Source organism: Klebsiella sp. SYXHC3 (genome assembly GCF_057196925.1).
Window position 1 is genome coordinate 218,879 of record NZ_JBXUNG010000007.1, and the last position, 23,559, is coordinate 242,437.

Below are 23,559 nucleotides of genomic sequence, written 5' to 3' on the forward strand. Positions count from 1 at the left end.
AAACCGGAGAGACTGCCTTATGGCTCAGGATTACCACCACGGGGTGCGCGTTGTTGAAGTCAACGAGGGCACCCGATCCATTACCACGGTGAGCACCGCCATCGTGGGCATGGTCTGCACCGGCGATGATGCTGATGCGTCCATGTTTCCCCTCAATAAGCCTGTTCTGCTGACCGATGTGCTGACCGCCAGCGGCAAAGCGGGCGAGTCCGGCACGCTGGCCCGCTCGCTGGATGCCATTGCCGACCAGGCTAAACCCGTGACCGTCGTTGTGCGCGTGGCGCAGGGCGAAACCGAAGCGGAAACCACCTCCAACATTATCGGCGGCGTGACCGCTGACGGTAAAAAAACGGGCATGAAAGCGCTGCTTTCGGCGCAGTCGCAGCTCGACGTTAAGCCGCGCATTCTCGGCGTGCCGGGGCACGACACGCAGGCGGTTGCCACTGAGCTGCTGGGCGTGGCGCAGAGCCTGCGTGGGTTTGCTTACCTGTCAGCTTACTGCTGCAAGACGGTGGAGGAAGCGATTGCTTACCGTAACAATTTCAGCCAGCGCGAGGGGATGCTGATCTGGCCTGACTTTATCAACTTTGACACCGTGCTGAATGCCGATGCGACGGCTTATGCCTCCGCCCGTGCGCTCGGCCTGCGTGCCAAAATTGACGAGCAGACCGGCTGGCACAAAACCCTGTCCAACGTGGGCGTGAATGGTGTCACCGGTATTTCCGCTGATGTGTTCTGGGATCTGCAGGACCCGGCAACCGATGCGGGGCTGCTGAACCAGAACGACGTCACCACGCTTATCCGCAAAGATGGCTTCCGCTTCTGGGGTTCCCGCTGCCTCAGCGATGATCCGCTGTTTGCTTTTGAGAACTATACCCGCACGGCGCAAGTGCTGGCTGACACCATTGCAGAGGCGCACATGTGGGCGGTGGATGGCGTGCTTAACCCGTCGCTGGCCCGCGACATTATCGAAGGTATCCGCGCCAAACTGCGCAGCCTGAAAACGCAGGGCTACATCATCGGCGCAGACTGCTGGCTGGATGAGGCGGTGAACGATAAAGACTCCCTGAAAGCCGGGAAGCTCACCATTGACTACGACTACACGCCAGTGCCGCCGCTTGAAAACCTGATGCTGCGCCAGCGCATCACCGATCGATACCTGCTGGATTTCTCCAGCCAGGTCAGCGCGTAAGGGGACACCATGGCTTTACCACGTAAGTTAAAACACCTGAACCTGTTCAACGACGGGAACAACTGGCAGGGGATCGTTGAGTCTCTGACCCTGCCGAAATTCACCCGCAAGTTTGAGAAGTATCGCGGCGGCGGTATGCCGGGCGCGGTGGACGTGGACATGGGGCTGGATGACGGCGCACTGGATACGGAATTTTCAATCGGCGGCACCGAACTGCTGTTATTCAAGCAGATGGGCAAGGCTACCGTTGACGGCATCCAGTTGCGTTTCACCGGCTCCATTCAGCGTGACGATACCGGCGAAGTGCAGGCCGTTGAGCTGGTTGTGCGCGGGCGTCATAAAGAAGTGGATTCTGGCGAGTGGAAAACCGGAGAGAGTAGCGCCACCAAAGTCAGCAGTACCAACAGCTACGCGAAGCTGACCATTAACGGTGAGGTGCTCTATGAGGTTGATGTGGTCAACATGATTGAAATCGTTGACGGCGTGGACCTGATGGAAGAACACCGTAATGCCCTCGGCCTCTGATTAACCATAACGGCGCGGGAAGCCGCGCCAGTATTTCATTAACAGGAAACGAACATGAGCGACAAGCTGACTGAAAAGACCGTAAAACTGGATACGCCCATCATGCGCGGTGAAACGGAAATTACCGAAATTGTGCTACGTAAGCCGCAGTCCGGCGCACTGCGTGGCACCCGTCTGCAGGCCATTATGGATATGGACGTGGGCGCAATGATGACTGTGATCCCTCGCATCTCCACCCCGACGCTGACCGCGCAGGAAATGGCTGAGCTGGACCCTGCCGATCTCACCGCGTTGTCGGTTGAGGTGGTGACTTTTTTGTTGAAGAAGTCGGTGCTTGCCGGTTTACCGACAGCCTGACGGTTGATGATCTGGTGGCAGATATTGCCACCATCTTTCACTGGTCGCCGTCCGTCACTGACGTTATGCCGCTGACTGATGTGCTGGAGTGGCGGCATAAAGCGATTCAAAGAAGTGGGGCCAGCGATGAGTGACAACAACCTGCGTCTGCAGGTGATTCTTAATGCGGTTGACAAGCTCACCCGCCCATTCCGAACCGCGCAGACCAGCTCAAAAGAGCTGGCTGCAGCCATTCAGCAAAGCCGCGCCCGTTTAAAAGAGTTAGATGCCCAGGCGGGCCGTATTGACGGTTTCCGCAAGGCCAGTGCTCAGTTAGCAGTCACCGGCAACAGCCTTAAAGCCGCACGCGAAGAAGCGGCTAAACTTGCCACGCAATTCTCTGCCACCAACCGCCCGACGGCGGCGCAGGCGCGGCTGCTTGAGCAGGCAAAAAACCGTGTTACAGAGTTGCAGAGTAAATATAACGGCTTACGTCAGTCGGTACAGCGCCAGCGTCTTGCGCTCAATGAAGCTGGACTGGACACGAAAAAGCTCAGTAGTGCACAACGGGAACTGCGGCAGAATGCCGACGAAACCCGGCAGGCGCTGGACCGGCAGCAGAAATCCCTGAAACGCCTGGGCGAACAGCAAGCGAAAATGAATGCCGCACGTGAGCAATACTCACGCAGGCTTGAGGTGAGGGATCGTATTGCCGGGGCAGGGGCAACCACAACAGCAGCGGGGCTGGCAATGGGCGCGCCGGTCATGGCAGCGGTGAAAAGCTACGCCAGCATGGAAGATGCCATGAAAGGCGTGGCAAAGCAGGTAAACGGGCTGCGGGACGATAATGGCAACCGCACAAAACAGTTTTATGACATGCAGGCTGCCATCAAGGCCGCCAGTGAACAGTTGCCGATGGAGAATGGCGCTATAGATTATGCCGCGCTGGTTGAAGGTGGCGCACGCATGGGTGTCATCAATCAGGACGATCCTTACGAAGACCAGAAGCGTGACCTGCTGGCCTTTGCATCCACGGCGGCAAAAGCAGCAACGGCGTTTGAACTACCCGCTGACGAACTGGCGGAAGGTCTGGGTAAAATTGCGCAGCTGTATAAAGTCCCCACCCGCAATATTGAACAGCTGGGTGATGCGCTGAATTACCTGGACGATAACGCCATGTCAAAGGGTGGGGATATTATCAACGTGCTGCAGCGCATGGGTGGCGTGGCTGACCGCCTCGACTTCCGAAAGGCTGCCGCGCTGGGTTCAACCTTCCTTTCTCTGGGCGCAGCGCCGGAAATTGCCGCGAGTGCCTCAAATGCCATGGTACGTGAGCTTTCCATTGCAACCATGCAAAGCAAGCGCTTCTTTGAAGGTATGGACTTGCTTAAACTCAACCCCGCAGAGATTGAGAAACAGATGACCACCGACGCAATGGGCACTATCCAGCGCGTTCTGGAGAAGGTCAACAAGCTACCCAAAGATAAGCGCCTGTCTGCCATGACCATGGTTTTTGGCAAAGAATTTGGTGACGACGCAGCAAAGCTGGCTAACAATCTGCCGGAATTACAACGTCAGCTAAAACTCACCTCAGGCAATGAAGCGAACGGCTCCATGCAGAAAGAATCTGATATCAATAAAGACTCTTTATCTGCGCAGTGGTTGCTGGTTAAAACAGGTGCGCAGAACGCTTTCAGTAGTCTGGGCGAAACGCTACGCCAGCCACTGATGGACATTATGGATTCTGTAAAATGCATCACCGGCGCACTACGTCGCTGGGTGGAGACCAACCCGCAGTTGGCAGGCACGCTGATGAAAGTTGCAGCGGCGACTGCCGCGATCACCGTTGCGCTCGGTACGCTGGCCGTGGCGGTAGCTGCTGTGCTGGGGCCGCTGGCGGTGATCCGGTTGGGCCTGTCTGTGCTGGGTGTAAAAACTTTACCTTCTGTCACTGCGGCTGTGACCCGCACCGGTAGTGCATTGTCATGGCTGGCAGGCGCGCCGCTTTCCCTGTTACGTCGTGGCATGTCCTCATCCGGCGGTAGTGCCAGTCTGCTGAGTGCTCCCCTTCATTCCCTGCGACGTTCTGCCGGACTGGCTGGCAACGCACTGAAAGCGGTAGCAGGTGCACCGCTTACCATGCTACGCGCGGGAATGTCAGGCATACGTAATGTTATTGGTATGGTGATGAATCCGCTGGCGGCGCTGCGGGGTGGGTTATCTGCCGCTGGCAGCGTGCTGCGCTTTTTGGTTTCCGGCCCGATGGCATTACTTCGCGTTGCGCTGTACGGGATTTCCGGCCTGCTGGGTGCGCTGCTCAGCCCAATAGGGCTGGTTGTAGCTGCGCTGGCTGGTGTGGCGCTGGTTGTGTGGAAATACTGGCAGCCCATCAGGGCATTTTTGGGTGGTGTGGTGGAGGGGTTTAAAGCCGCAGCTGCACCGATCAGTGCTGCCTTTGAGCCATTGCTGCCTGTTTTTCAGTGGATTGGTGACAGGGTGCAGGCTTTGTGGGGATGGTTTACTGATTTGCTCACGCCGGTTAAATCCACTTCCGAAGAACTGAACAGCGCAGCGGCAATGGGGCGCAGGTTTGGTGAGGCGCTGGCGGAAGGTCTGAATATGGTGATGCACCCGCTTGAGTCGCTTAAATCAGGCGTATCGTGGTTGCTTGAAAAACTCGGTATCGTCAGTAAGGAGGCGGCAAAAGCAAAACTCCCCGAACTGGTTACACGGCAACAGCCCGCCACGGTGAACAGTGACGGTAAGGTAGTGCTGCCGCCAGGCGGATTTCCGTCTATGGGGTTTGCTGGCATGTATGACAGCGGAGGCACGATCCCGCGTGGTCAGTTTGGCATCGTTGGGGAGAACGGCCCTGAAATAGTGAACGGTCCCGCAAATGTGACCAGCAGACGGCGCACTGCCGCGCTGGCTTCCGTCGTTGCCGGTGTCATGGGCGTAGCTGCAGCGCCTGCAGAGGCCGCACCTCTGCATCCGTACAGCCTACCAGCAATGGCATACAAACAAAGTCAACCTGTGAAATCTGCCAGCGTACCGTCAGTGATCCGTTATGAGATTAACGCGCCCATTCATATCACTGCCCAGCCTGGGCAGAGTGCGCAGGATATTTCCCGCGAAGTCGCGCGGCAACTTGATGAGCGCGAGCGCAAAGCCAGGGCGAAAGCGCGCAGTAATTTCAGCGATCAAGGGGGATATGATTCATGATGATGGTGCTTGGGTTATATGTCTTTATGTTGCGTACCGTGCCCTATCAGGAGCTGCAGTATCAGCGAAGCTGGCGACACGCCGTAAACAGCCGGGTGAACCGCCGACCATCAACGCAGTTTCTTGGACCGGATAACGATTCGCTGACGTTATCTGGTGTACTGCTGCCGGAAGTCACCGGCGGCAGACTGTCATTGTTGGCACTAGAGCAAATGGCTGAGCTGGGCAAAGCGTGGCCCCTGATTGAGGGGAGCGGGACCATTTACGGCATGTTTGTGATCGAGGGGCTGAGTCAGACAAAAACTGAGTTTTTTGCAAGCGGAATGCCTCGCCGTATTGAGTTTACGCTGACCCTGAAAAGGGTTGATGAGTCGCTGTCTGATATGTTCGGTAATCTCAGCGATCAGCTCAGTAATCTGCAGAACTCTGCAACGTCTGCAATAGGTAATATTAAAAACACGGTTGGAGGGATGCTGCAGTGAATGTTAGTTCTGAACTTTTTGATCCCAACAGCAAAAGCCCGGCTTTCAGTATCACCATTGAAGGTAAGGACGTGACTACCGTACTGGATGCACGTCTGCTGAGTCTGGCGCTGACCGATAACCGGGGTTTTGAAGCAGACCAGCTTGATTTGGAGCTGGACGACGCTGACGGGCAGATTGTTCTGCCGCGACGTGGTGCCGTTATCCAGCTGGCGCTGGGATGGAAGGGCCAGCTGCTTTTCCCAAAAGGAGCATTCACTGTGGATGAGATTGAGCATAGCGGTGCCCCTGATCGTCTTACCATCCGGGCGCGGAGTGCAGATTTCCGGGAAACCCTCAATACCCGGCGTGAAAAGTCATGGCACCAGACAACGGTGGGGGAGGTTGTAAAGGAAATTGCCGCCCGGCATAAGCTCAAAATGGCGCTGGGTAAAGACCTGACAGATAAGGCGCTGGATCATATGGACCAGACCAATGAAAGCGATGCCAGTTTTCTGATGAAACTGGCGCGCCAGTTTGGCGCGATTGCTTCCGTTAAGGATGGAAACCTGCTGTTTATCCGGCAGGGGCAGGGAAGAACGGCGAGCGGTAAGCCATTGCCTGTTATCACCATTGAGCGTAAAACCGGTGACGGTCATCGTTTTACTCTGGCTGATCGTGGTGCTTATACCGGCGTAATTGCCAGTTGGCTGCATACTCGCGAACCTAAGAAAAAAGAAACAACGAAAGTTAAGCGCCGTCGGAAGAAAACCACCACATCTAAAGAGGCGGAAGCAAAACAGGGGGATTATCTGGTGGGAACGGATGAAAACGTGCTGGTACTAAATCGCACCTATGCAAACCGCAGTAATGCTGAGCGTGCGGCAAAAATGCAGTGGGAGCGCCTGCAGCGTGGTGTTGCGTCATTCTCCCTGCAGCTTGCAGAGGGCCGGGCAGATCTCTATACCGAAATGCCAGTAAAGGTGAGCGGTTTTAAGCAGCCTATCGACGAGGCCGAATGGACCATTACAACTTTGACGCATACCGTCAGCCCGGATAATGGCTTTACTACCAGTCTGGAGCTTGAAGTAAAAATTGATGATTTAGAAATGGAATAAATGGGTTCTCAATATTGATTATGCGTGTATCATTATTGAGAACTTAAGGTGGTGGAGAATAAAAAATGATGAATTGCCCAAAGTGTGGACATGCGGCGCATACCCGGAGCAGTTTTCAGGTTACGGACAGCACGAAGGAGCGTTACTGTCAGTGCCAGAACATTAATTGTGGCAGCACATTTGTCACCCATGAAACGGTAGTGCGGTTTGTCGTAACGCCGACATTAATTAATAATGCACCACCGCACCCTTTGCCGGGTGGTCAAGGGCACATGAATTTTTAAACCAAGAACCTGCTGAGGCAGGTTTTTTTATGCGTCAGGAGTTTCACCCGTTCATGTGAATCACATTCATTATCTAAACGGACACAGAAGTTGTTGAGCATTGGGTAAAGCGGCTGCCGCCATTTTGCCGCCACCATCAAAGAAAAAAGGGTTACGTTTTCACGTAACCCTTTGTTTTGTTTGGTGGAGCTGGCGGGAGTTGAACCCGCGTCCGAAATTCCTACATCCTCGGTACTACATGCTTAGTTTGTCTTTACATTCGCACGCCAGCTGCGGACAGACACGCCACTAACGAACTAGCCTGATTAGTTTTAGCACTTCAACCCCAGGCAGGGCATCCGCGCGATCTCTTTTGGGTTTGACCTCTCTTGATCCCCGTCCTAAGAGCGGAGGCTAGGGAGAGAGGGCTCTAAGCAGGTTATTAAGCTGCTAAAGCGTAGTTTTCGTCGTTTGCGACTATTTTTTTGCGGCTTTTTACGAGGCCAACCGCCCCTCGGCATGCACCTTGGGTTTCGCGAATCCCGTCGAATCCAGAATCAGCCCCAATGTGTACTTGAAGTATAACAGATTTGTGAAGGTGGTTACCAGCCCCCGAAGCGAGGATTCTGGCGGCATATCGAGTGAAAAAGCAGCGACAACAGCAATATAGCATGGGGCCAGAGGGAGCTGGCCCGCAGAGAGGGGGGATTACCGGCCGGCGTTCTTCATGATGCGCGCCTTATCGACCGCCCATTCACGATCTTTCACATCGGTGCGCTTATCGTGCTGTTTCTTACCTTTCGCCACGCCGATTTTCACTTTGCACCAGGCGTTCTTCCAGTACAACGACAGGGCGACGACGGTATAACCTTCGCGGTTGATGCGGCCGTATAGCGCATCGAGCTCGCGCTGATTGAGCAGCAGCTTGCGGGTACGGGTCGGATCGCAAACGTAATGCGTGGAGGCGACCGCCATTGGCGTAAAGTTGGCGCCGAAAAGATAGGCTTCGCCATCTCTCAGAATGACATAGCTATCACCGATGTTGGCTTTGCCGGCACGCAGAGATTTCACTTCCCAACCCTGCAGCGCGAGGCCTGCCTCGTATTCATCTTCGATAAAGTATTCGTGACGGGCGCGTTTATTCAGCGCAATGGTGGCTGATCCAGGTTTGTGGGCTTTTTTCTTAGTCATAATGTCCTGAAGTCATCGCTAGTTCTAAACATTGTTACCTCAATCCTTCCTGCGAGGCGTAATGGGCTATCTTAGCACGAGTTATGGTACAGCGTTTTTTTTAGCAGCAGATAAATGATATTATTTGTCCCGTGTTTAAATGTGGAACCTGCTATGCCTCAGATTAGCCGTACTGCGCTGGTGCCTTTCAGCGTGGAACAGATGTATCAACTCGTAAATGATGTGAAGTCCTATCCCGATTTCCTGCCTGGCTGCACCGGTAGCCGAGTACTGGAGGCCGGGCCGACGCAAATGACGGCGGCGGTTGATGTGTCCAAGGCCGGCATCAGCAAGACTTTCACGACGCGTAATACACTGACCGATAACCAGAGTATCCTGATGAGCCTGGTCGATGGGCCGTTCAAAAAGCTGATTGGCGGCTGGAAGTTTATTCCGCTCAGCCCGGATGCGTGCAAAATTGAGTTTCATCTCGATTTTGAGTTCACCAACAAGCTGATTGAAATGGCTTTTGGTCGCATCTTTAAAGAGCTGGCCGCCAATATGGTGCAGGCGTTCACCACGCGCGCCAAAGAGGTGTATCGTGTCGGCTAATATTGTGGTTGAAGTCGCCTATGCGTTGCCGGAAAAACAGTACCTGCAACGCGTGAAGCTGCAGGCTGGGGCAACGGTCGAGCAGGCGATTATCTCCAGCGGTATTCTGGCGCTGCGCGAAGATATCGATCTGGCGAAGAATAAAGTCGGCATCTACAGCCGTCCGGTCAAGCTGCATGACGAAGTCCATGATGGCGACCGCGTAGAGATTTATCGCCCGCTGATTGCTGACCCGAAAGAGCTGCGTCGGCAGCGAGCTGAAAAGCACGCTGAGAAATAAGCGGGAAGGCACAATTAAAAAAAGCGCTCATTGAGCGCTTTTTGCATTTCAACTGGCCTGAGATTACTTGGTCAGCGCCGGTTTGTTATCAATGTTGGTTAACACACCGCTGCTGTCGAAGGTCAGCGTCAGTGTCTGCTGGCTCACTTTCTCATGGCCCGGCTGCTGGCGGAAAACGTAGAACCAGGTGTTGCTACCAAATGGATCTGACATCATCGGCGTACCCAGCGCATAAGCAACCTGCTGTTGCGTCATGCCAACACGGATTTTTGCGACATCATTAGGTGCCAGATAGTTACCCTGGTTGATATCAGGACGGTAAACCACTCGTTCCAGAGTGGAACAGCCTGCGGTCAACATAAGGAGAACCGCTGCGGCAGCAGTCAGCGTTTTACAGCGCATAGTGATTTGATTCCTTTTTGGGCCCGAGCAATACGTGGCTCATCTGTAATATGCCGATAATAATAGACCTTTGCCCGGTTGGGAACCTTCGACTGCAGGTCTATTGGCAATTTGCTGTTCACTATGACTCTGTGAAAATCAAAAAGTTTACGCCGCAAGCAACTCTTTCGCGTTCGCGAGGGTGTTGCGGGTCACCTCGCTACCGCCCAGCAGACGGGCCAGTTCCTGCAGTCTGGCGCGTTTATCCAGCGCATGCATGTGCGTCTCGGTCATCTCGCCATCGGTCTCTTTGCAGACGAAGAAATGATGGTGACCACAGCCAGCAACCTGCGGCAGGTGAGTCACGCACATGACCTGCGTGGATTCTCCCAACTGGCGGAGCAGTTTGCCGACCACCGCCGCCGTCGGGCCGCTGATGCCGACATCGACCTCATCGAAAATCAGCGCCGGGGTCTCCATTTTACGAGCGGTAATAACCTGAATAGCCAGTGCGATACGCGACAGCTCGCCGCCGGAGGCCACTTTAGCGATCGGCTGCAGCGGTTGCCCCGGGTTGGTGGTAACGCGGAACTCAATATGGTCGGCGCCTTCGGCGGTCAGATGGCGTTCATCAAAGGCGACATCAATGGCAAACACCCCGTGAGGCATAGAAAGTGAGTGCATACTTTCAGTAATCAACTGGGTGAGTTCGTCGGCGCTGCGCTGACGCAGGGCGTGCAGTTCTTGCGCCGTTTCCAGCGCCTGGCGGTGATGCTCAACGACCAGCTGGCTCAGCGACTCCAGCGAACCGGCGCTGTCGTCCAGCAGGCGCTGCTCATCCAGCATGGCCTGATAGAACGCCGGCAGCTCTTCCGGGGCAATCTGATGCTTACGCGCCAGCGCAATCTGCCGGGAAATGCGCTGTTCCAGCTCGAATAGACGGTTAGGGTCGAGATCGAGACGGTCATTGTAGTGGCGCAGCTCATCGGTCGCCTCGCTGAGCTGAATAGAGGCTTCTTCCAGCATATCGAGCACGCTGGAGAGTTTGCTATCCATACCGACCAGCTCGCTAACCAGCTGTTTAGCGGTATAAAGCTGGCTTTGCAAATTGGCCTCTTCACCGTCGGCCAGTACCGTTAACGCATGCTGACAGGTACTGAGCAGCTGGCCGCTGTTGGCCAGACGTTTGTACTCTTCATCAATCTGTTCGAACTCGCCCGGCAGAGGATTAAATTCGTTCAGTTCTTTGAGCTGGTATTGCAGCAGGTCTGCGCGGGCGGCGCGCTCCTGGCTCTGCTGCTGATGCTGCGCCAGCTCCCGGCAGCTCTGGTGCCACTGGCGGTAGCGTTCCGCCATGCGTTGAGTAAGCGCATACTCACCGGTATAACCATCAAGCAGCGTTTTCTGATGTTCGGCTTTGGTGAGTAACTGATGGGCATGCTGGCCGTGGATCTGGATAAGCAACTGGCCCAGCTCGCGAAGCTGAGAAAGAGGCACGGCGGTGCCGTTGATGAAACCGCGGGAGCGGCCGTCAGCGCTGATCACGCGGCGAAGTAAACACTCACGCCCGCTCTCCAGTTGGTTTTCTTCCAGCCAGCGCTGGGCGGCAGGGGTATTTTTCAGCGCGAAGCGCGCGCACAGGTCGGCACGGCTGGCGCCGCGGCGCACCATGTCAGCTTCGGCTCGGCCGCCGAGGCACAGCCCCAGCGCGTCGATGGCAATGGATTTCCCTGCGCCGGTTTCCCCGGTGATGGCGGTCATGCCGCTGTGAAAATCAATTTCCAGTTCACGAACGATAGCGAAATTGCTGATGGTGAGTTGCGCCAACATAGCTGCCTTCCTGTATGAAAAACCATTACTGTGTTTTCGTACAGTATAGACTGGTTTTTTATCCAGTAAAGAGGCAGCTTGTAAAATCAGAACAATTTTTTCGACCAGCCCAACTTAGTGCTTAATGTATTGAAATAGCTGTAGTCTTTCGGGTGAATCAGATTGAGGTGATAATCACAGCGGCGGATGAGCACATCTTCGCCGTCCTGGATGGGTAGCGCAATCTGGCTGTCGCAGCTGATTTCCAGATCGTTGCAGCGCTGCGAGAAGCGCAGGCGAATGGTGCTATCGCCGTTAATCACCAGCGGCCGCGCTGATAGCGTATGCGGGAACATCGGCACCAGGGTGATGGCGTCCAGAGAAGGGGTGAGAATAGGGCCGCCGGCAGAGAGCGAATAGGCCGTCGAACCGGTAGGCGTGGAGATGATCAGGCCGTCGGAGCGCTGGGAGAAGGCGAACACTTCATCGATATAGACCTCGAACTCAATCATGTGCGCGACTTTACCCGGATGCAGCACTACTTCATTGATAGCCGTGCTGATGCGCTTCTGGCAGTCATGCTGGCACACCTGGGCTTCCAGCAGAAAACGTTTTTCGGCGATATAGTGGCCTTCAAGTACGTCGGCCAACTGCTGGAGCGCGTTATCCGGGTCAAGGTCGGTAAGAAAACCAAGATTGCCGCGGTTAATGCCGATGACGTTGATGTCATAGCGCGCCAGGGTACGCGCCGCGCCGAGCATATTGCCGTCACCGCCGACTACCACCGCCAGATCCGCCTGCTGGCCGATTTCCGCCAGCGTGCCGGTTTTAACATTGCTAAGCTGGAGTTCATGGGCGATTTGCTGCTCGACCAGCACCTCATAGCCTTTGCCGCATAGCCAGCGCCAGAGCATTTCATGTGTGGTCAGGGCGGTTGGGTGACGAGGGTGTCCCACAATGCCGATACACTTGAAATGGTTCTTCATGATCTGGATGTCCTTGGGTTAAATGAATGATGACAATCTGTCTGCTTCCCTTGAATCCCGGAAACTGATCCCCATAATAAGCGAAGTTAGCGAGATGAATGCGAAAAAAACGCGGAGAAATTCATGAGTAGTAAAGAACAGAAAACGCCTGAGGGGCAAGCCCCGGAAGAAATTATCACGGAGCAGCACGACAACGTAGAGGCGGTAGAGCCTGAGGTTTCTGCTGAGCAGGTGGATCCGCGCGATGAAAAAATTGCGAATCTGGAAGCACAGCTGGCCGAAGCGCAAAAGCGTGAACGTGATGTGATGCTGCGCGCAAAAGCGGAAGAAGACAACCTGCGTCGTCGCACCGAACAGGATATCGAGAAAGCGCATAAATTTGCCCTGGAGAAGTTCGTCAACGAACTGCTGCCGGTTATCGATAGCCTGGATCGCGCGCTGGAAGTGGCTGATAAAGCTAACCCGGATATGGCGCCGATGGTTGAAGGGATCGAACTGACTCTGAAATCGATGCTGGACGTCGTGCGTAAGTTTGGCGTGGAAGTGGTTGCCGATACCAACGTACCGCTGGATCCTAACGTGCATCAGGCTATCGCCATGGTCGAGTCTGACGATGTGGCTGCCGGTAACGTACTGGGTGTTATGCAGAAGGGTTATACCCTGAACGGTCGTACTATTCGCGCCGCAATGGTAACCGTCGCGAAAGCGAAGTAATTCGCTAGTTCGCCAGTAACGGCTGCCTGCGGGTGGCCGTTTTTATTGGCTTTAAATAAAAAAACGGCGAACCGAAGTTCGCCGTTGTTCTTTGCTGGCTGCGCTATTCGGCCACGCTTTCGCGTAATGATTTCACCGGCATCACCTTCACCTGCTTAATCATATTGTCCTGTACGTCGAGAATATCGATATCATACTGTTCGATACGTACGCGGGTTCCAGGGACCGGGATCTCCTCCAGCGCTTCCAGAATGATGCCGTTAACGGTACGCGCGTCGTCTTCCGGCAGGTGCCAGTTGAACGCTTTGTTGATTTCCCGCACGTTGGCGCCGCCGTCAATAATCACCGAGCCGTCATTAAGCGGCGTCACTTCTTCGGCAAGGGTCGGCGACATCGAGGTGGTGAAGTCTCCCACAATCTCTTCAAGAATATCCTCAACGGTGACCAGCCCCTGAATATCACCATATTCATCAACCACCAGGCCGACTTTCTTTTTATTACGCTGGAATTTCACCAATTGCGTGCTGAGCGGCGTACCTTCCGGCACAAAGTAAATCTCATCTGCCGCTCGTAACATGATCTCTTTTGTGAACTCTTTCTTTTCCGTCATCAGCCGATAGGCTTCACGGACGCGCAGCATACTGATGGCATCGTCCAGCGAATCACGATACAGCACGATACGGCCATGCGGCGAGTGGGTTAGCTGGCGGACGATAGATTTCCAGTCATCGTTGATATCGATACCGACGATCTCATTGCGCGGCACCATGATGTCATTAACGCTGACCTTTTCCAGATCCAGGACCGACAGCAGCATGTCCTGATTCCGCCGTGAGATTTGTGAACGGGATTCATTCACAATCGTTCGCAGTTCATCTTTACTCAATGCGCCGCTAATAACGTGATCGGTCTTAATGCCCATCATGCGCATCAGTACGCGGGTAATGGTGTTCAACAGCCACACCAGCGGCATCATCAATACCTGTAGCGGCGCCAACAGGAAACTGCTGGGGTAGGCGACCTTTTCCGGGTACAGGGCGGCAATGGTTTTAGGTAAGACTTCGGCAAACACCAGCACGACAAAGGTGAGCACGCCGGTGGCGATAGCCACGCCGGCGTCGCCGTACAGACGCATGCCGACGATGGTTCCCAGCGCCGAGGCCAGGATATTGACGAGGTTGTTGCCGATGAGCACCAGGCTAATGAGGCGATCCGGCTTACGCAGCAGCTTTTCCACCCGCTTAGCCGGGCGGTTGCCTTGTTTCGCCATATGGCGCAGCCGATAGCGGTTCAGCGTCATCATGCCGGTTTCGGAACCGGAGAAATAGGCGGAGATAATCACCATGATGATCAGCGTGACGATCAGCGTGGTGGTAGAAATGTGTTCCAGGAGAGACTCCTTAGTCTTTAACTAACAAACTGCTGCAGGACGCGGCTGCCAAAATAAGCCAGGGTCAGCAGCCCGGCTCCGGCGACGTTAAACCAGACCACCCGGCGGCCGCGCCAGCCTTCGTGGTAGTGCCCCCACAGCAGTACGATATAGACAAACCAGGCCACGATAGACAGCACTGCCTTATCAATATTTTCGGTATTAAACAGGTTGTGCATATAGAACAACCCGGTGCACAGCGTCAGGGTCAGCAGCACGACGCCAACCTGGGTGATATGAAACATTTTACGCTCAATACTCATCAGCGGTGGCATTTCGCTGCTGAAAGCCAGCTTTTTATTTTTAAGCTGATAGTCAATCCACGCCAGCTGCAGCGCGTACAGCGCGGCGATGATAAGCGTGGCGTAGGCAAAGAGCGACAGGCCGATATGCACCAACATCCCCGGGGTGGTTTCGAGGTGGGTGATGTACTCGTTAGGCACGAAGGTGGCGAAGGCGAGGTTGATCAGCGCGAAGGCGTATACGATCGGTAGCAATAACCAGCCGCGATTACGCGAGGCGACGATGGTCATCACCGTACAGATCATCAGGCTGACCAGCGAGCCGACGTTAAGTAAGCTGAGATTTTGCCCACCTTCGCCGCCGGGGAAAATACGTGACTCCAGCGCGAAGGCGTGGCAAATCAGCGCTATCGTCGCGGAGAGAATCGCCATCCGCCGCCAGCTGCTGTTTTTTTGCAGCAGGCCAGGGATGATCAGCGCAAGGCTGATGGAGTAGGCGACAAGGGCAAGTAGAGCAAACACAGGCATAGGAGCGTCGACTGTTGACTAAATAAGAAAGAGAAGCAGTATAGCGTCACGCGACGTCTGCTCCAACCGTTGCAGCACATTCAGGTTTATGTCGTGTTATACTGCGCCAAATTCGTATTTTTGTGTCGCTGCGGCGACCGACCGTTTCCACCTCAGGCGAGAGACAATGTTTGATAATTTAACCGATCGTTTGTCGCGTACGCTGCGCAACATTAGCGGCCGCGGACGCCTTACCGAAGACAACATTAAAGACACCCTGCGCGAAGTGCGCATGGCGCTGCTGGAGGCCGACGTCGCGCTTCCGGTGGTGCGTGATTTCATCAGCCGCGTCAAAGAGAGCGCGGTAGGACATGAAGTCAATAAAAGCCTGACGCCAGGTCAGGAGTTCGTCAAGATTGTTCGCAACGAGCTGGTTGCGGCGATGGGCGAAGAAAACCAGACGCTGGATTTAGCCGCGCAGCCGCCGGCCGTCGTCCTGATGGCGGGCCTGCAGGGTGCGGGTAAAACGACCAGCGTCGGTAAGCTGGGTAAATTCCTGCGCGAGAAGCACAAGAAAAAAGTGCTGGTCGTTTCCGCGGACGTATACCGCCCGGCGGCGATTAAACAGCTGGAAACGCTGGCAGAGCAGGTCGGCGTGGATTTCTTCCCGTCCGACGTTGGCCAGAAGCCGGTTGATATCGTCAACGCGGCGCTGAAAGAAGCGAAGCTTAAATTCTACGACGTGCTGCTGGTGGATACCGCCGGCCGTCTGCACGTCGATGAAGCGATGATGGACGAAATCAAACAGGTCCACGCCGCGATTAATCCGGTTGAGACGCTGTTTGTCGTCGATGCGATGACCGGTCAGGATGCGGCGAATACCGCGAAGGCCTTTAACGAAGCGCTGCCTTTGACCGGCGTGGTGCTGACCAAAGTAGACGGCGATGCCCGCGGCGGCGCGGCGCTGTCGATTCGTCATATCACCGGCAAGCCGATTAAATTCCTCGGCGTCGGCGAGAAAACCGAAGCGCTGGAGCCGTTCCACCCGGACCGTATCGCTTCCCGTATTCTCGGCATGGGCGACGTGCTGTCGCTTATCGAAGATATCGAGAGCAAAGTTGACCGCGCGCAGGCCGAGAAGCTGGCATCCAAGCTGAAGAAAGGCGACGGTTTCGACCTGACCGACTTCCTTGAGCAACTGCGCCAGATGAAAAATATGGGCGGCATGGCCAGCCTGATGGGCAAACTGCCGGGCATGGGGCAAATTCCCGATAACGTGAAAGCGCAGATGGACGACAAAGTGCTGGTGCGTATGGAAGCGATCATTAACTCGATGACAATGAAAGAGCGCGCCAAGCCGGAAATCATCAAAGGTTCGCGTAAACGCCGTATCGCCGCCGGTTGCGGGATGCAGGTGCAGGACGTGAACCGCTTGCTGAAGCAGTTCGACGACATGCAGCGCATGATGAAGAAGATGAAGTCGAAAGGCGGCATGATGAAGATGATGCGCGGGATGAAAGGGATGATGCCGCCAGGATTCCCAGGCCGCTAATACGCGTCATAATTCAAGCCGCAGATGCGTTGGCTGCGTTCGTTCACCCCGGTCACGTACTTGTGTACGCTCCCGGGGATTTACTCACTTGCCGCCTTCCTGCAACTCGAATTATTTAGCGTATGTAGTTTTGAATTGATTTTTGCACAGAAATCAGTAAAATTTTCGGGCTTTTAATATGACACCGGGCTCCGTTCCTCGATGGGGCCCGGTTGTTTTATTCACACAAGAGGATGTTATGGTAACTATTCGTTTAGCACGTCACGGCGCTAAAAAGCGTCCGTTCTACCAGGTTGTTGTCACCGACAGCCGTAATGCACGCAACGGTCGCTTCATCGAGCGCGTTGGCTTCTTCAACCCGATCGCTACCGAGAAAGAAGAAGGCACCCGCCTGGATCTGGATCGTATCGCTCACTGGGTTGGCCAGGGCGCTACTGTTTCCGATCGCGTTGCCGCGCTGATCAAAGCCGCTAACAAAGCAGCTTAATCTGTCACGGTGGTCATGATGAGCAAGCAACACACCGCACAAGCACCTGTTGATCCGATTGTATTGGGCAAAATGGGTTCTTCCTACGGTATCCGTGGTTGGCTCAGAGTGTTTTCCTCCACCGAAGACGCTGAAAGCATTTTTGACTATCAGCCCTGGTTAATCCAGAAGGCGGGTCAGTGGCAGGTTGTTGAGCTGGAAAGCTGGCGCCACCACAATCAGGACATCATCATCAAGCTGAAAGGCATTGACGATCGTGATGCGGCGAATCTCCTGACTAATTGCGAAATTATCGTGGATTCATCGCAACTGCCGGCGCTGGAAGAGGGCGACTATTACTGGAAAGACCTGATGGGTTGCCAGGTAGTTACCACCGAAGGCTATAGCCTGGGTAAAGTCATTGATATGATGGAAACCGGGTCGAATGACGTTCTCGTCATCAAGGCAAACCTGAAAGATGCATTTGGCATCAAGGAGCGGTTGGTTCCGTTCCTCGATGGGCAGGTTATCAAGAAAGTCGATCTCGCTACTCGTACTATCGAAGTAGATTGGGATCCTGGTTTTTAAATTCTCCGGATAAACGGTAAAAGACGGCGCTATGTGGATTGGCATAATTAGCCTGTTTCCTGAAATGTTCCGCGCAATTACCGATTACGGGGTAACTGGCCGGGCAGTAAAAAATGGCCTGCTGAGCATCGAAAGCTGGAGTCCTCGCGACTTCGCTCATGACCGGCACCGTACCGTGGACGATCGTCCTTACGGCGGCGGACCGGGGATGCTAATGATGGTTCAACCCTTACGGGATGCCATTCATGCAGCAAAAGCCGCGGCAGGTGAAGGCGCAAAGGTGATTTATCTGTCACCTCAGGGACGCAAGCTTGATCAAGCGGGCGTCAGCGAACTGGCAACGAATCAGAAACTGATTCTGGTGTGCGGTCGCTACGAAGGGATAGACGAGCGCGTAATCCAAACCGAAATTGACGAAGAATGGTCAATCGGCGATTACGTTCTCAGCGGTGGTGAGTTACCGGCAATGACGCTGATTGACTCCGTTTCCCGGTTCATTCCGGGAGTACTGGGACATGAAGCATCAGCAACGGAAGATTCCTTTGCTGATGGGTTGCTGGATTGCCCGCACTATACCCGTCCTGAAGTGTTAGAAGAGATGGAAGTACCGCCAGTATTGCTGTCGGGGAACCATGCTGAGATACGTCGCTGGCGTCTGAAGCAGTCGCTGGGCCGCACCTGGCTTAGAAGACCTGAACTTCTGGAAAACCTGGCTCTGACTGAAGAGCAAGCAAAGTTGCTGGCGCAGTTCAAAAGCGAACACGCGCAACAGCAGCATAAACATGATGGGCAGGCGTGAGCCCCCAATATCAGTTTACCCAGGATAAGAGATTAAATTATGAGCAACATTATTAAGCAACTTGAACAAGAACAGATGAAGCAGGACGTACCTTCCTTCCGTCCGGGTGATACCGTGGAAGTGAAAGTATGGGTTGTTGAAGGTTCCAAAAAACGTCTGCAGGCATTCGAGGGCGTGGTTATCGCTATTCGTAACCGCGGTCTGCACTCTGCATTCACTGTTCGTAAAATTTCCAACGGCGAAGGCGTTGAGCGTGTCTTCCAGACTCACTCTCCGGTAGTTGACAGCATTGCTGTTAAACGTCGTGGTGCTGTACGTAAAGCTAAACTGTACTACCTGCGTGAGCGTACCGGTAAGTCTGCTCGTATCAAAGAGCGTCTTAACTAAGATTCGCTTTCGCGACATCCTGATAGAAAGGGCTGGCCAGATGGCTGGCCCTTTTTTTATCTAAATTTTAACTATTTTGATGTAAATCAATTACAATATCGCCCGGATTTCGGAGGGGCGGTGAACGGCACTATTTTCTCACAATCAGCATTGCAACGGCGGGCCGCCTGGCTGGCGCTGTTTGCGATCCTGCTGATCGTGGTGGCGCCGCTGATCTCCGTTTCGCTGCAGAAAGACCCCATAAGCGCAATGCCGGGCATGCATCATGCTATGCCGATGGGCGCGTCTCATGATGGGATGTCCGGACATGAGATGGTAATGATGCACGGCGCTGACAGAGCGTCGCAGCCGGCGCATAGCATGCCGGTCGATCACGCCGAAGCTTGCGGCTATTGCGTGCTATTAGCGCACGTACCGGGGCTGCTGTTCGCGCTGGCGCTGTTCTTCGCCATGATCCTGCGGCGCATTCGGCTGCCGGCTTCTCGCCCGGTATTAAAACACTGGCACTACTTCCCCTGGCTCTATCCTGAAACCCGCGCGCCGCCGCGGCTGTCTGCTTTTTCCCTTTAATAAAAATGAATCTGCGTACTGCGCAACGACCTCTTTTGCTTTAAAAAAGGAAGAGTATGACAACCTGCACCTCGCGCGCGGCATGGTTAAACCTGCTGCGGCGCCTCCATTTCTATATTGGTCTGTTTATTGGACCATTTATCTTTGTCGCGGCCTTGACCGGCACGCTGTATGTCGCCACGCCGCAACTGGAAAACTGGCTGTACCATGAGGCCTTACAGGGTTCGCTCAACGGCGAAAGACAGCCGCTTAGCGCGCAAATTGCCGTCGCCAAAGAGGCTACGCAAAACAACCTCCGCCTGCAGGCCGTGCGCCCGGGTATTACCGCCGGCGAAACGACGCGGGTGATGTTTGCCGACCCGCGGCTGGGGGAATCAGAAAACCGGGCTATTTTTGTTGACCCGGTGACACTACGAGTCAAAGGCGATCTGACGGTTTACGGTACCAGCGGTATTTTACCGCTGCGCCAGTGGATTGATTACGCGCATAAATCCTTGCTGTTGGGCGACGGCGGCAGACTGTACAGCGAACTGGCGGCCTCCTGGATGTGGGTTGCGGCGTTGGGCGGTATTGCGCTATGGGCGATGACCCGTCCGAAGCGGCGGATACACAATAGGCTGCAAAATACCCGACGTCTGCACGTGACGCTGGGCTGGATGTTACTGGTCGGCATGTTACTGTTTTCCGCCACCGGCTTAACCTGGTCGCAGTGGGCGGGCGGTAACGTCGATAAGATGCGCGCCGCGTTTGGCTGGCTAACGCCGCAGGTCAATACGCAACTTCATGGCGGGGAGGCGATGCCGCCCGATCCGCACGCCGGGCACCACATGGCGCATATGGCAATGGATGAGCCACAGGTGAAAGTGACTGCGGATCGGTTCGATAGCGTATTGCAGGTGGCGCAGGCCGCAGGTCTAACGGCCAGCAAGCTGGAGATCCGGCCGCCAAAAAGCGCGGGGATGGCGTGGACGGTGAATGAAATTGACCGTAGCTGGCCGACGCGGGTCGATGCTGTGGCCATCGATGGCGAGACGTTACAAGTCGTGGATCGTACCCGCTTTAGCGATTTCCCGCTGATGGCTAAGCTGACCCGTTGGGGCGTCGATTTTCATATGGGAATACTGTTCGGGTTGGCGAACCAGTTGCTGTTGGTGGCATTCGGGTTGGCCCTGTGCGTCATGATCGTCGTCGGTTATCGCCTGTGGTGGGTCCGCCGTCCGGCGCAGAGTGCGTTTAATCCAGCACAAACGTTGGTGCAAGCGTGGCTGGGACTAAGTGTCGCCGCCCGGGCGCTTGCGCTGTTAATAGCGCTCCTGCTCGGGCTGGCGGTGCCGCTGATGGGCGTCAGCCTCGTGGCGTGCCTCGTGGTTGATTACCTGCGCTGGCGCGCGGCTTCAGCGATGAGGCTGGCTAAATCGGTAGACTAACGCGCTTAAGGCGTGCTGATCACCACGGTAACACGGCGGTTTTCAGCACGGCCTGCCGCGGTATTGTTGCTGGCGATGGGGTACTTTTTACCTAACCCGCGGGTGGTTAAATTACTGCGCGGAATTTTCGCGCCTTCAGCCCAGGCATCCGCCACGCTGTTGGCGCGCTTTAATGACAGCGCTTCGTTGTAGCTGTCTTCGCCGTAGTTATCGGTATGACCTTCAAGACGGCTATGGGTAATACCGGTTTCAGCTAACCGTGCGGCCATACTGTGGATTTGCTGCTGGCTGTCGGGACGCAGGCGATAGTCGTTTTTGTCAAACAGAATGCTGTCAGACAAACCTAAGGACCAATCACCGGCGGCTTCGGTAAAGCCGTAAGACTTCATTGCTGCGACCTGTTCTTTCGAGAACTTACCTGGCGCCTGGCACCCAGTGAGGAGAAAAGCAGCCAGAAGAGTGGGCGCAATAAATTGCCTGAGCATAGTCATTCCTTCTTATTTTTGTGTGTGATGAAAACGCTGGTTTTTCATCCGATACATATTCTGATCGGCCAGTTCCTGCAGCTCCTCCACCGAGGTGTGTTCCCAGGTCAAAGCATAGCCAATACTCAAAGAGAGCGTTGCCGTGTGGCCATTGTGGAGGTTGAATGGCTGAAGAAACTGTTCGGACAGCGTTGCGCAAAGCGCCTGGACTTCGGTTTCGGTATGCACATCGTGCAGTAAAATGGCGAATTCATCGCCGCCCAGACGCCATGCCTGATGTTGGTCGCCAACGAATGCCATCAGGCGGCTGGCGACCTCAATAAGGACTTTATCGCCGGCAGCGTGCCCCCAGTTATCGTTAATGAGTTTGAAATTATCGCCGTCAAGAAACAGCAGCGCCGAACTATGACGTGCCGCGTTATCGTCCATTAGCTTACCGATGACGTTGCGAAACGCCGCGCGATTCGCCAATCCCGTTAGTGGATCATGCAACGAGCTGCGCAGCAGTTGCGCATTTTTAGCCTGCAGTTGACGCTGCCAATCCTCCATTTCTCCCAGCAGGCTATTGAAGTCTTGGGCAAAGAGATGGAATTCCTCAATACGTTCTTCCGGTACACGGCGCGAGAAATGGCGGTTTTCGCGGATATCATGTACCACTTCGGTAATACTTTGCAGCGCGGCGACAATACCGCGATGCAGAGAATGGGTAAGCATCAGGGCGATAACGGACGCCAGCAGAATACTGCCGGTCAAAACGATCAGCGAAGTACCGAGAAAATGACTGATTAACCGATCGAGAGCCTTCAGACGAAGCTCACCGATTATTTTCCCCTGATGCCAGATTGGCTGGACAGTCGGTTCAGGAAACAGCCATTTACTAATATAACCACTGAATTTTTCGTTTTTAACTAAGGCGTCATTACGCCAGTCGGCGAAATGACGCTGATGGCTGTCCAGAAGCGTGGCTTCGGAAAATTGCCCCTGTCTGCCAAGCGTCGCCAGCGTATCTTCTGCGGCGGTGGCATCGCCAAAAACCAGTGCCGCTTCGAGGCTGCGGCCCATGGTTGCCGCGGTGAGCTCAAGATTTTTTTGCGCGTACTGTTTTAACGTAATGACGGAGGCGGCGCTGAGCAAAAGCCAGACCAGCGTCATCGAAATCACTACGCTTATCATACTGATTCGGCGTAACGCGTTTTTGAAAGTGGGGCGCGGGGCCTGAGAAAAATCCTTATTCATGTGATTTCTTCCGGGCAAGCATCAGTACGTCCGGATTGACCCGTACACCGCTATGCGTCAGGACATCCAGATTAACGGAAAACCTCACCCTATCGTCATTTATGAGCAAGCAAAAAGCGCTGCCAAAAGAGCAATCGGTATTTTGTTCCGCTATGAGTAATAGAGGACGGGAGCCATATTTTTTTGTTAATGCAGACTGCTGATCCGGGGTTTCACTGCCGAAATACAAACCGTCGCAGCTGGCCTTTAGGGCTTCCTGTGAATTTCGAACTATCACCGGTTGATAAGGTAAATTTTCCGGCGCTTCCTGAGCCAAACTGCGGATATATCGGGAGGTGGAAAAAACGCATAACTTCGGCGGGCCGGATAAATTTGGCCAGCGCGTATAAGTCACAATCCCCGAAACTATGGCGCGAACGTTCTCAGATGTCTCAGCGGCAAAAGCGGGAACTCCCGCGATGAGCAAAAAGAAAAGCAAAAATAGACGGTAAAACTCTTTCATTAACGGGTCCGTCAAATCGTTATTGCACGGGAAACGCAGTTCGCAGTTGCCTGAGCGGAGAATAGCATTATTGGCAAAAAGCGTCATTAGCTGCCCCGGCCGCTTTGAGATAATCCTTACCAGGAATTTTAGTAAAGGAATGAGTAAAACGCGGCGGCAAAAAAGAGTCTTCGCCATGTGTACATTTATATGAACACTTTCCTGGCAATCCGGTGCCAATTATTTTGCTGTTGTAAAGTAATGTTTACGTAATATGGATTGATATCTTTACTTTATATGGTATGGTTACGTCATGCCCGC

Annotated in this window: 27 protein-coding genes and 1 other RNA gene; 18 read left to right on the forward strand and 10 right to left on the reverse strand. The window is 54.4% G+C overall.

The features are described from left to right. Window positions 1-19: 19 nt before the first annotated feature. The 8 genes from AC2CGP_RS18170 to AC2CGP_RS18205 all read left to right on the forward strand — a co-directional run bounded on the left by AC2CGP_RS18170 (window position 20) and on the right by AC2CGP_RS18205 (window position 7,138). On the forward strand, window positions 20-1,192 hold the full coding sequence (locus AC2CGP_RS18170) for a phage tail sheath protein (protein ID WP_484502432.1): 1,173 nt from the start codon (window positions 20-22) through the stop codon (window positions 1,190-1,192). 9 nt (window positions 1,193-1,201) lie between these two features. Then, window positions 1,202-1,717 carry a phage major tail tube protein gene (locus tag AC2CGP_RS18175; RefSeq protein ID WP_063447388.1) on the forward strand — a complete coding sequence of 172 codons (516 nt, stop codon included), beginning with the start codon at window positions 1,202-1,204 and terminating at the stop codon, window positions 1,715-1,717. Between the two features lie 54 nt (window positions 1,718-1,771). Next, entirely contained in the window at window positions 1,772-2,074 is a 303-nt protein-coding gene (locus tag AC2CGP_RS18180) for a phage tail assembly protein (RefSeq protein WP_484502433.1), read from the forward strand. 14 nt (window positions 2,075-2,088) lie between these two features. Beyond that, on the forward strand, window positions 2,089-2,208 hold the full coding sequence (locus tag AC2CGP_RS18185) for a GpE family phage tail protein (RefSeq protein ID WP_012440340.1): 120 nt from the start codon (window positions 2,089-2,091) through the stop codon (window positions 2,206-2,208). Further along, window positions 2,201-5,275, forward strand: coding sequence for a phage tail tape measure protein (locus AC2CGP_RS18190; protein WP_484502434.1), 3,075 nt, complete (start codon window positions 2,201-2,203; stop codon window positions 5,273-5,275). The genes AC2CGP_RS18185 and AC2CGP_RS18190 overlap by 8 nt, the downstream gene beginning before the upstream one ends. Continuing rightward, the gene (locus tag AC2CGP_RS18195) at window positions 5,272-5,757 is read left to right on the forward strand and encodes a phage tail protein (protein WP_032706391.1); all 486 of its coding nucleotides are present in this window, start codon (window positions 5,272-5,274) and stop codon (window positions 5,755-5,757) included. Before AC2CGP_RS18190 ends, AC2CGP_RS18195 begins: the two co-directional genes overlap by 4 nt. Next, the gene (locus AC2CGP_RS18200; protein ID WP_484502435.1) at window positions 5,754-6,854 is read left to right on the forward strand and encodes a phage late control D family protein; all 1,101 of its coding nucleotides are present in this window, start codon (window positions 5,754-5,756) and stop codon (window positions 6,852-6,854) included. The genes AC2CGP_RS18195 and AC2CGP_RS18200 overlap by 4 nt, the downstream gene beginning before the upstream one ends. A gap of 65 nt (window positions 6,855-6,919) precedes the next feature. Further along, window positions 6,920-7,138 carry an ogr/Delta-like zinc finger family protein gene (locus AC2CGP_RS18205; protein WP_484502436.1) on the forward strand — a complete coding sequence of 73 codons (219 nt, stop codon included), beginning with the start codon at window positions 6,920-6,922 and terminating at the stop codon, window positions 7,136-7,138. A 181-nt stretch (window positions 7,139-7,319) separates the two neighbouring features. Here AC2CGP_RS18205 and ssrA read toward each other — a convergent pair. Both ssrA and smpB read right to left on the reverse strand, forming a co-directional pair. Further along, window positions 7,320-7,682: a transfer-messenger RNA gene (ssrA, locus tag AC2CGP_RS18210) on the reverse strand. Window positions 7,683-7,825: 143 nt separating this feature from the next. Continuing rightward, window positions 7,826-8,308 (reverse strand): SsrA-binding protein SmpB, encoded by a 483-nt coding sequence (gene smpB, locus AC2CGP_RS18215; RefSeq protein WP_015370247.1) that lies wholly within the window; start codon window positions 8,306-8,308, stop codon window positions 7,826-7,828. Between the two features lie 153 nt (window positions 8,309-8,461). Here smpB and AC2CGP_RS18220 point away from each other — a divergent pair, with 153 nt between their 5' ends. Together AC2CGP_RS18220 and AC2CGP_RS18225 are read left to right on the forward strand one after the other, a co-directional pair. Continuing rightward, window positions 8,462-8,899, forward strand: coding sequence for a type II toxin-antitoxin system RatA family toxin (locus tag AC2CGP_RS18220; protein WP_015370248.1), 438 nt, complete (start codon window positions 8,462-8,464; stop codon window positions 8,897-8,899). Then, window positions 8,889-9,179 (forward strand): RnfH family protein, encoded by a 291-nt coding sequence (locus AC2CGP_RS18225; RefSeq protein WP_015370249.1) that lies wholly within the window; start codon window positions 8,889-8,891, stop codon window positions 9,177-9,179. Before AC2CGP_RS18220 ends, AC2CGP_RS18225 begins: the two co-directional genes overlap by 11 nt. 63 nt (window positions 9,180-9,242) lie before the next feature. Here the strand turns inward: AC2CGP_RS18225 and bamE are convergent, their stop codons facing one another. From bamE to nadK, 3 genes are all read right to left on the reverse strand, one after another. After that, window positions 9,243-9,581: an outer membrane protein assembly factor BamE gene (gene bamE, locus AC2CGP_RS18230; RefSeq protein WP_020078157.1), complete on the reverse strand. Its 339-nt coding sequence runs from the start codon at window positions 9,579-9,581 to the stop codon at window positions 9,243-9,245. A 147-nt stretch (window positions 9,582-9,728) separates the two neighbouring features. Continuing rightward, complete coding sequence (gene recN / locus AC2CGP_RS18235; protein WP_213759435.1) at window positions 9,729-11,390, reverse strand: DNA repair protein RecN; 1,662 nt, start codon at window positions 11,388-11,390, stop codon at window positions 9,729-9,731. Between the two features lie 86 nt (window positions 11,391-11,476). Next, entirely contained in the window at window positions 11,477-12,355 is an 879-nt protein-coding gene (gene nadK, locus AC2CGP_RS18240) for an NAD(+) kinase (protein WP_015370252.1), read from the reverse strand. Between the two features lie 123 nt (window positions 12,356-12,478). Here nadK and grpE point away from each other — a divergent pair, with 123 nt between their 5' ends. Then, a complete protein-coding gene (gene grpE, locus AC2CGP_RS18245) occupies window positions 12,479-13,069 on the forward strand; it encodes a nucleotide exchange factor GrpE (protein ID WP_015370253.1) in 591 nt (196 codons plus the stop codon). A gap of 103 nt (window positions 13,070-13,172) precedes the next feature. On the opposite strand, the gene AC2CGP_RS18250 is transcribed toward grpE, so the two are convergent. Both AC2CGP_RS18250 and AC2CGP_RS18255 read right to left on the reverse strand, forming a co-directional pair. Further along, the gene (locus AC2CGP_RS18250) at window positions 13,173-14,459 is read right to left on the reverse strand and encodes an HlyC/CorC family transporter (protein WP_026612238.1); all 1,287 of its coding nucleotides are present in this window, start codon (window positions 14,457-14,459) and stop codon (window positions 13,173-13,175) included. A 17-nt stretch (window positions 14,460-14,476) separates the two neighbouring features. After that, entirely contained in the window at window positions 14,477-15,268 is a 792-nt protein-coding gene (locus AC2CGP_RS18255; protein ID WP_015703199.1) for a cytochrome C assembly family protein, read from the reverse strand. Between the two features lie 166 nt (window positions 15,269-15,434). On the opposite strand from AC2CGP_RS18255, the gene ffh reads away from it, so the two are divergent. The 7 genes from ffh (at window position 15,435) to AC2CGP_RS18290 (ending at window position 21,036) form a co-directional block, all read left to right on the forward strand. After that, the gene (ffh, locus tag AC2CGP_RS18260) at window positions 15,435-16,799 is read left to right on the forward strand and encodes a signal recognition particle protein (RefSeq protein WP_020078159.1); all 1,365 of its coding nucleotides are present in this window, start codon (window positions 15,435-15,437) and stop codon (window positions 16,797-16,799) included. Between the two features lie 238 nt (window positions 16,800-17,037). Beyond that, the gene (gene rpsP / locus AC2CGP_RS18265; RefSeq protein WP_015370257.1) at window positions 17,038-17,286 is read left to right on the forward strand and encodes a 30S ribosomal protein S16; all 249 of its coding nucleotides are present in this window, start codon (window positions 17,038-17,040) and stop codon (window positions 17,284-17,286) included. 18 nt (window positions 17,287-17,304) lie between these two features. Beyond that, a complete protein-coding gene (rimM, locus tag AC2CGP_RS18270) occupies window positions 17,305-17,853 on the forward strand; it encodes a ribosome maturation factor RimM (RefSeq protein WP_015703198.1) in 549 nt (182 codons plus the stop codon). A 31-nt stretch (window positions 17,854-17,884) separates the two neighbouring features. Further along, complete coding sequence (gene trmD / locus AC2CGP_RS18275) at window positions 17,885-18,652, forward strand: tRNA (guanosine(37)-N1)-methyltransferase TrmD (protein ID WP_008806092.1); 768 nt, start codon at window positions 17,885-17,887, stop codon at window positions 18,650-18,652. Between the two features lie 39 nt (window positions 18,653-18,691). After that, window positions 18,692-19,039 carry a 50S ribosomal protein L19 gene (gene rplS / locus AC2CGP_RS18280; protein ID WP_002914145.1) on the forward strand — a complete coding sequence of 116 codons (348 nt, stop codon included), beginning with the start codon at window positions 18,692-18,694 and terminating at the stop codon, window positions 19,037-19,039. A 120-nt stretch (window positions 19,040-19,159) separates the two neighbouring features. Further along, on the forward strand, window positions 19,160-19,609 hold the full coding sequence (locus tag AC2CGP_RS18285) for a DUF2946 domain-containing protein (RefSeq protein WP_151584498.1): 450 nt from the start codon (window positions 19,160-19,162) through the stop codon (window positions 19,607-19,609). Window positions 19,610-19,665: 56 nt separating this feature from the next. Further along, window positions 19,666-21,036: a PepSY-associated TM helix domain-containing protein gene (locus tag AC2CGP_RS18290; RefSeq protein ID WP_151584501.1), complete on the forward strand. Its 1,371-nt coding sequence runs from the start codon at window positions 19,666-19,668 to the stop codon at window positions 21,034-21,036. A gap of 5 nt (window positions 21,037-21,041) precedes the next feature. On the opposite strand, the gene AC2CGP_RS18295 is transcribed toward AC2CGP_RS18290, so the two are convergent. Genes AC2CGP_RS18295 through yfiR form a run of 3 tightly spaced genes read right to left on the reverse strand, consistent with a single transcriptional unit; the run spans window position 21,042 to window position 23,259 of the window. Continuing rightward, window positions 21,042-21,521: an OmpA family protein gene (locus AC2CGP_RS18295; protein ID WP_015370261.1), complete on the reverse strand. Its 480-nt coding sequence runs from the start codon at window positions 21,519-21,521 to the stop codon at window positions 21,042-21,044. 12 nt (window positions 21,522-21,533) lie between these two features. Beyond that, window positions 21,534-22,757, reverse strand: coding sequence for a diguanylate cyclase DgcN/YfiN (gene dgcN / locus AC2CGP_RS18300; protein ID WP_151584505.1), 1,224 nt, complete (start codon window positions 22,755-22,757; stop codon window positions 21,534-21,536). Then, entirely contained in the window at window positions 22,750-23,259 is a 510-nt protein-coding gene (gene yfiR / locus AC2CGP_RS18305; protein ID WP_026612240.1) for a regulatory sequestration protein YfiR, read from the reverse strand. Before yfiR ends, dgcN begins: the two co-directional genes overlap by 8 nt. Between the last annotated feature and the right edge of the window lie 300 nt (window positions 23,260-23,559).

Excerpts from the sequence above, each read along its gene's own strand:
- AC2CGP_RS18290 (WP_151584501.1), top strand. The coding sequence starts at position 19,666 with ATGACAACCTGCACCTCGCGCGCGGCATGGTTAAACCTGCTGCGGCGC.
- ffh (WP_020078159.1), top strand. The coding sequence starts at position 15,435 with ATGTTTGATAATTTAACCGATCGTTTGTCGCGTACGCTGCGCAACATT.
- grpE (WP_015370253.1), top strand. The coding sequence starts at position 12,479 with ATGAGTAGTAAAGAACAGAAAACGCCTGAGGGGCAAGCCCCGGAAGAA.
- smpB (WP_015370247.1), bottom strand. The coding sequence starts at position 8,308 with ATGACTAAGAAAAAAGCCCACAAACCTGGATCAGCCACCATTGCGCTG.
- rplS (WP_002914145.1), top strand. The coding sequence starts at position 18,692 with ATGAGCAACATTATTAAGCAACTTGAACAAGAACAGATGAAGCAGGAC.
- AC2CGP_RS18295 (WP_015370261.1), bottom strand. The coding sequence starts at position 21,521 with ATGCTCAGGCAATTTATTGCGCCCACTCTTCTGGCTGCTTTTCTCCTC.
- nadK (WP_015370252.1), bottom strand. The coding sequence starts at position 12,355 with ATGAAGAACCATTTCAAGTGTATCGGCATTGTGGGACACCCTCGTCAC.
- AC2CGP_RS18190 (WP_484502434.1), top strand. The coding sequence starts at position 2,201 with ATGAGTGACAACAACCTGCGTCTGCAGGTGATTCTTAATGCGGTTGAC.
- yfiR (WP_026612240.1), bottom strand. The coding sequence starts at position 23,259 with ATGAAAGAGTTTTACCGTCTATTTTTGCTTTTCTTTTTGCTCATCGCG.
- AC2CGP_RS18220 (WP_015370248.1), top strand. The coding sequence starts at position 8,462 with ATGCCTCAGATTAGCCGTACTGCGCTGGTGCCTTTCAGCGTGGAACAG.
- AC2CGP_RS18175 (WP_063447388.1), top strand. The coding sequence starts at position 1,202 with ATGGCTTTACCACGTAAGTTAAAACACCTGAACCTGTTCAACGACGGG.
- trmD (WP_008806092.1), top strand. The coding sequence starts at position 17,885 with ATGTGGATTGGCATAATTAGCCTGTTTCCTGAAATGTTCCGCGCAATT.
- AC2CGP_RS18255 (WP_015703199.1), bottom strand. The coding sequence starts at position 15,268 with ATGCCTGTGTTTGCTCTACTTGCCCTTGTCGCCTACTCCATCAGCCTT.
- rimM (WP_015703198.1), top strand. The coding sequence starts at position 17,305 with ATGAGCAAGCAACACACCGCACAAGCACCTGTTGATCCGATTGTATTG.
- AC2CGP_RS18170 (WP_484502432.1), top strand. The coding sequence starts at position 20 with ATGGCTCAGGATTACCACCACGGGGTGCGCGTTGTTGAAGTCAACGAG.
- AC2CGP_RS18180 (WP_484502433.1), top strand. The coding sequence starts at position 1,772 with ATGAGCGACAAGCTGACTGAAAAGACCGTAAAACTGGATACGCCCATC.
- dgcN (WP_151584505.1), bottom strand. The coding sequence starts at position 22,757 with ATGAATAAGGATTTTTCTCAGGCCCCGCGCCCCACTTTCAAAAACGCG.
- bamE (WP_020078157.1), bottom strand. The coding sequence starts at position 9,581 with ATGCGCTGTAAAACGCTGACTGCTGCCGCAGCGGTTCTCCTTATGTTG.
- rpsP (WP_015370257.1), top strand. The coding sequence starts at position 17,038 with ATGGTAACTATTCGTTTAGCACGTCACGGCGCTAAAAAGCGTCCGTTC.
- AC2CGP_RS18195 (WP_032706391.1), top strand. The coding sequence starts at position 5,272 with ATGATGATGGTGCTTGGGTTATATGTCTTTATGTTGCGTACCGTGCCC.
- AC2CGP_RS18205 (WP_484502436.1), top strand. The coding sequence starts at position 6,920 with ATGATGAATTGCCCAAAGTGTGGACATGCGGCGCATACCCGGAGCAGT.
- recN (WP_213759435.1), bottom strand. The coding sequence starts at position 11,390 with ATGTTGGCGCAACTCACCATCAGCAATTTCGCTATCGTTCGTGAACTG.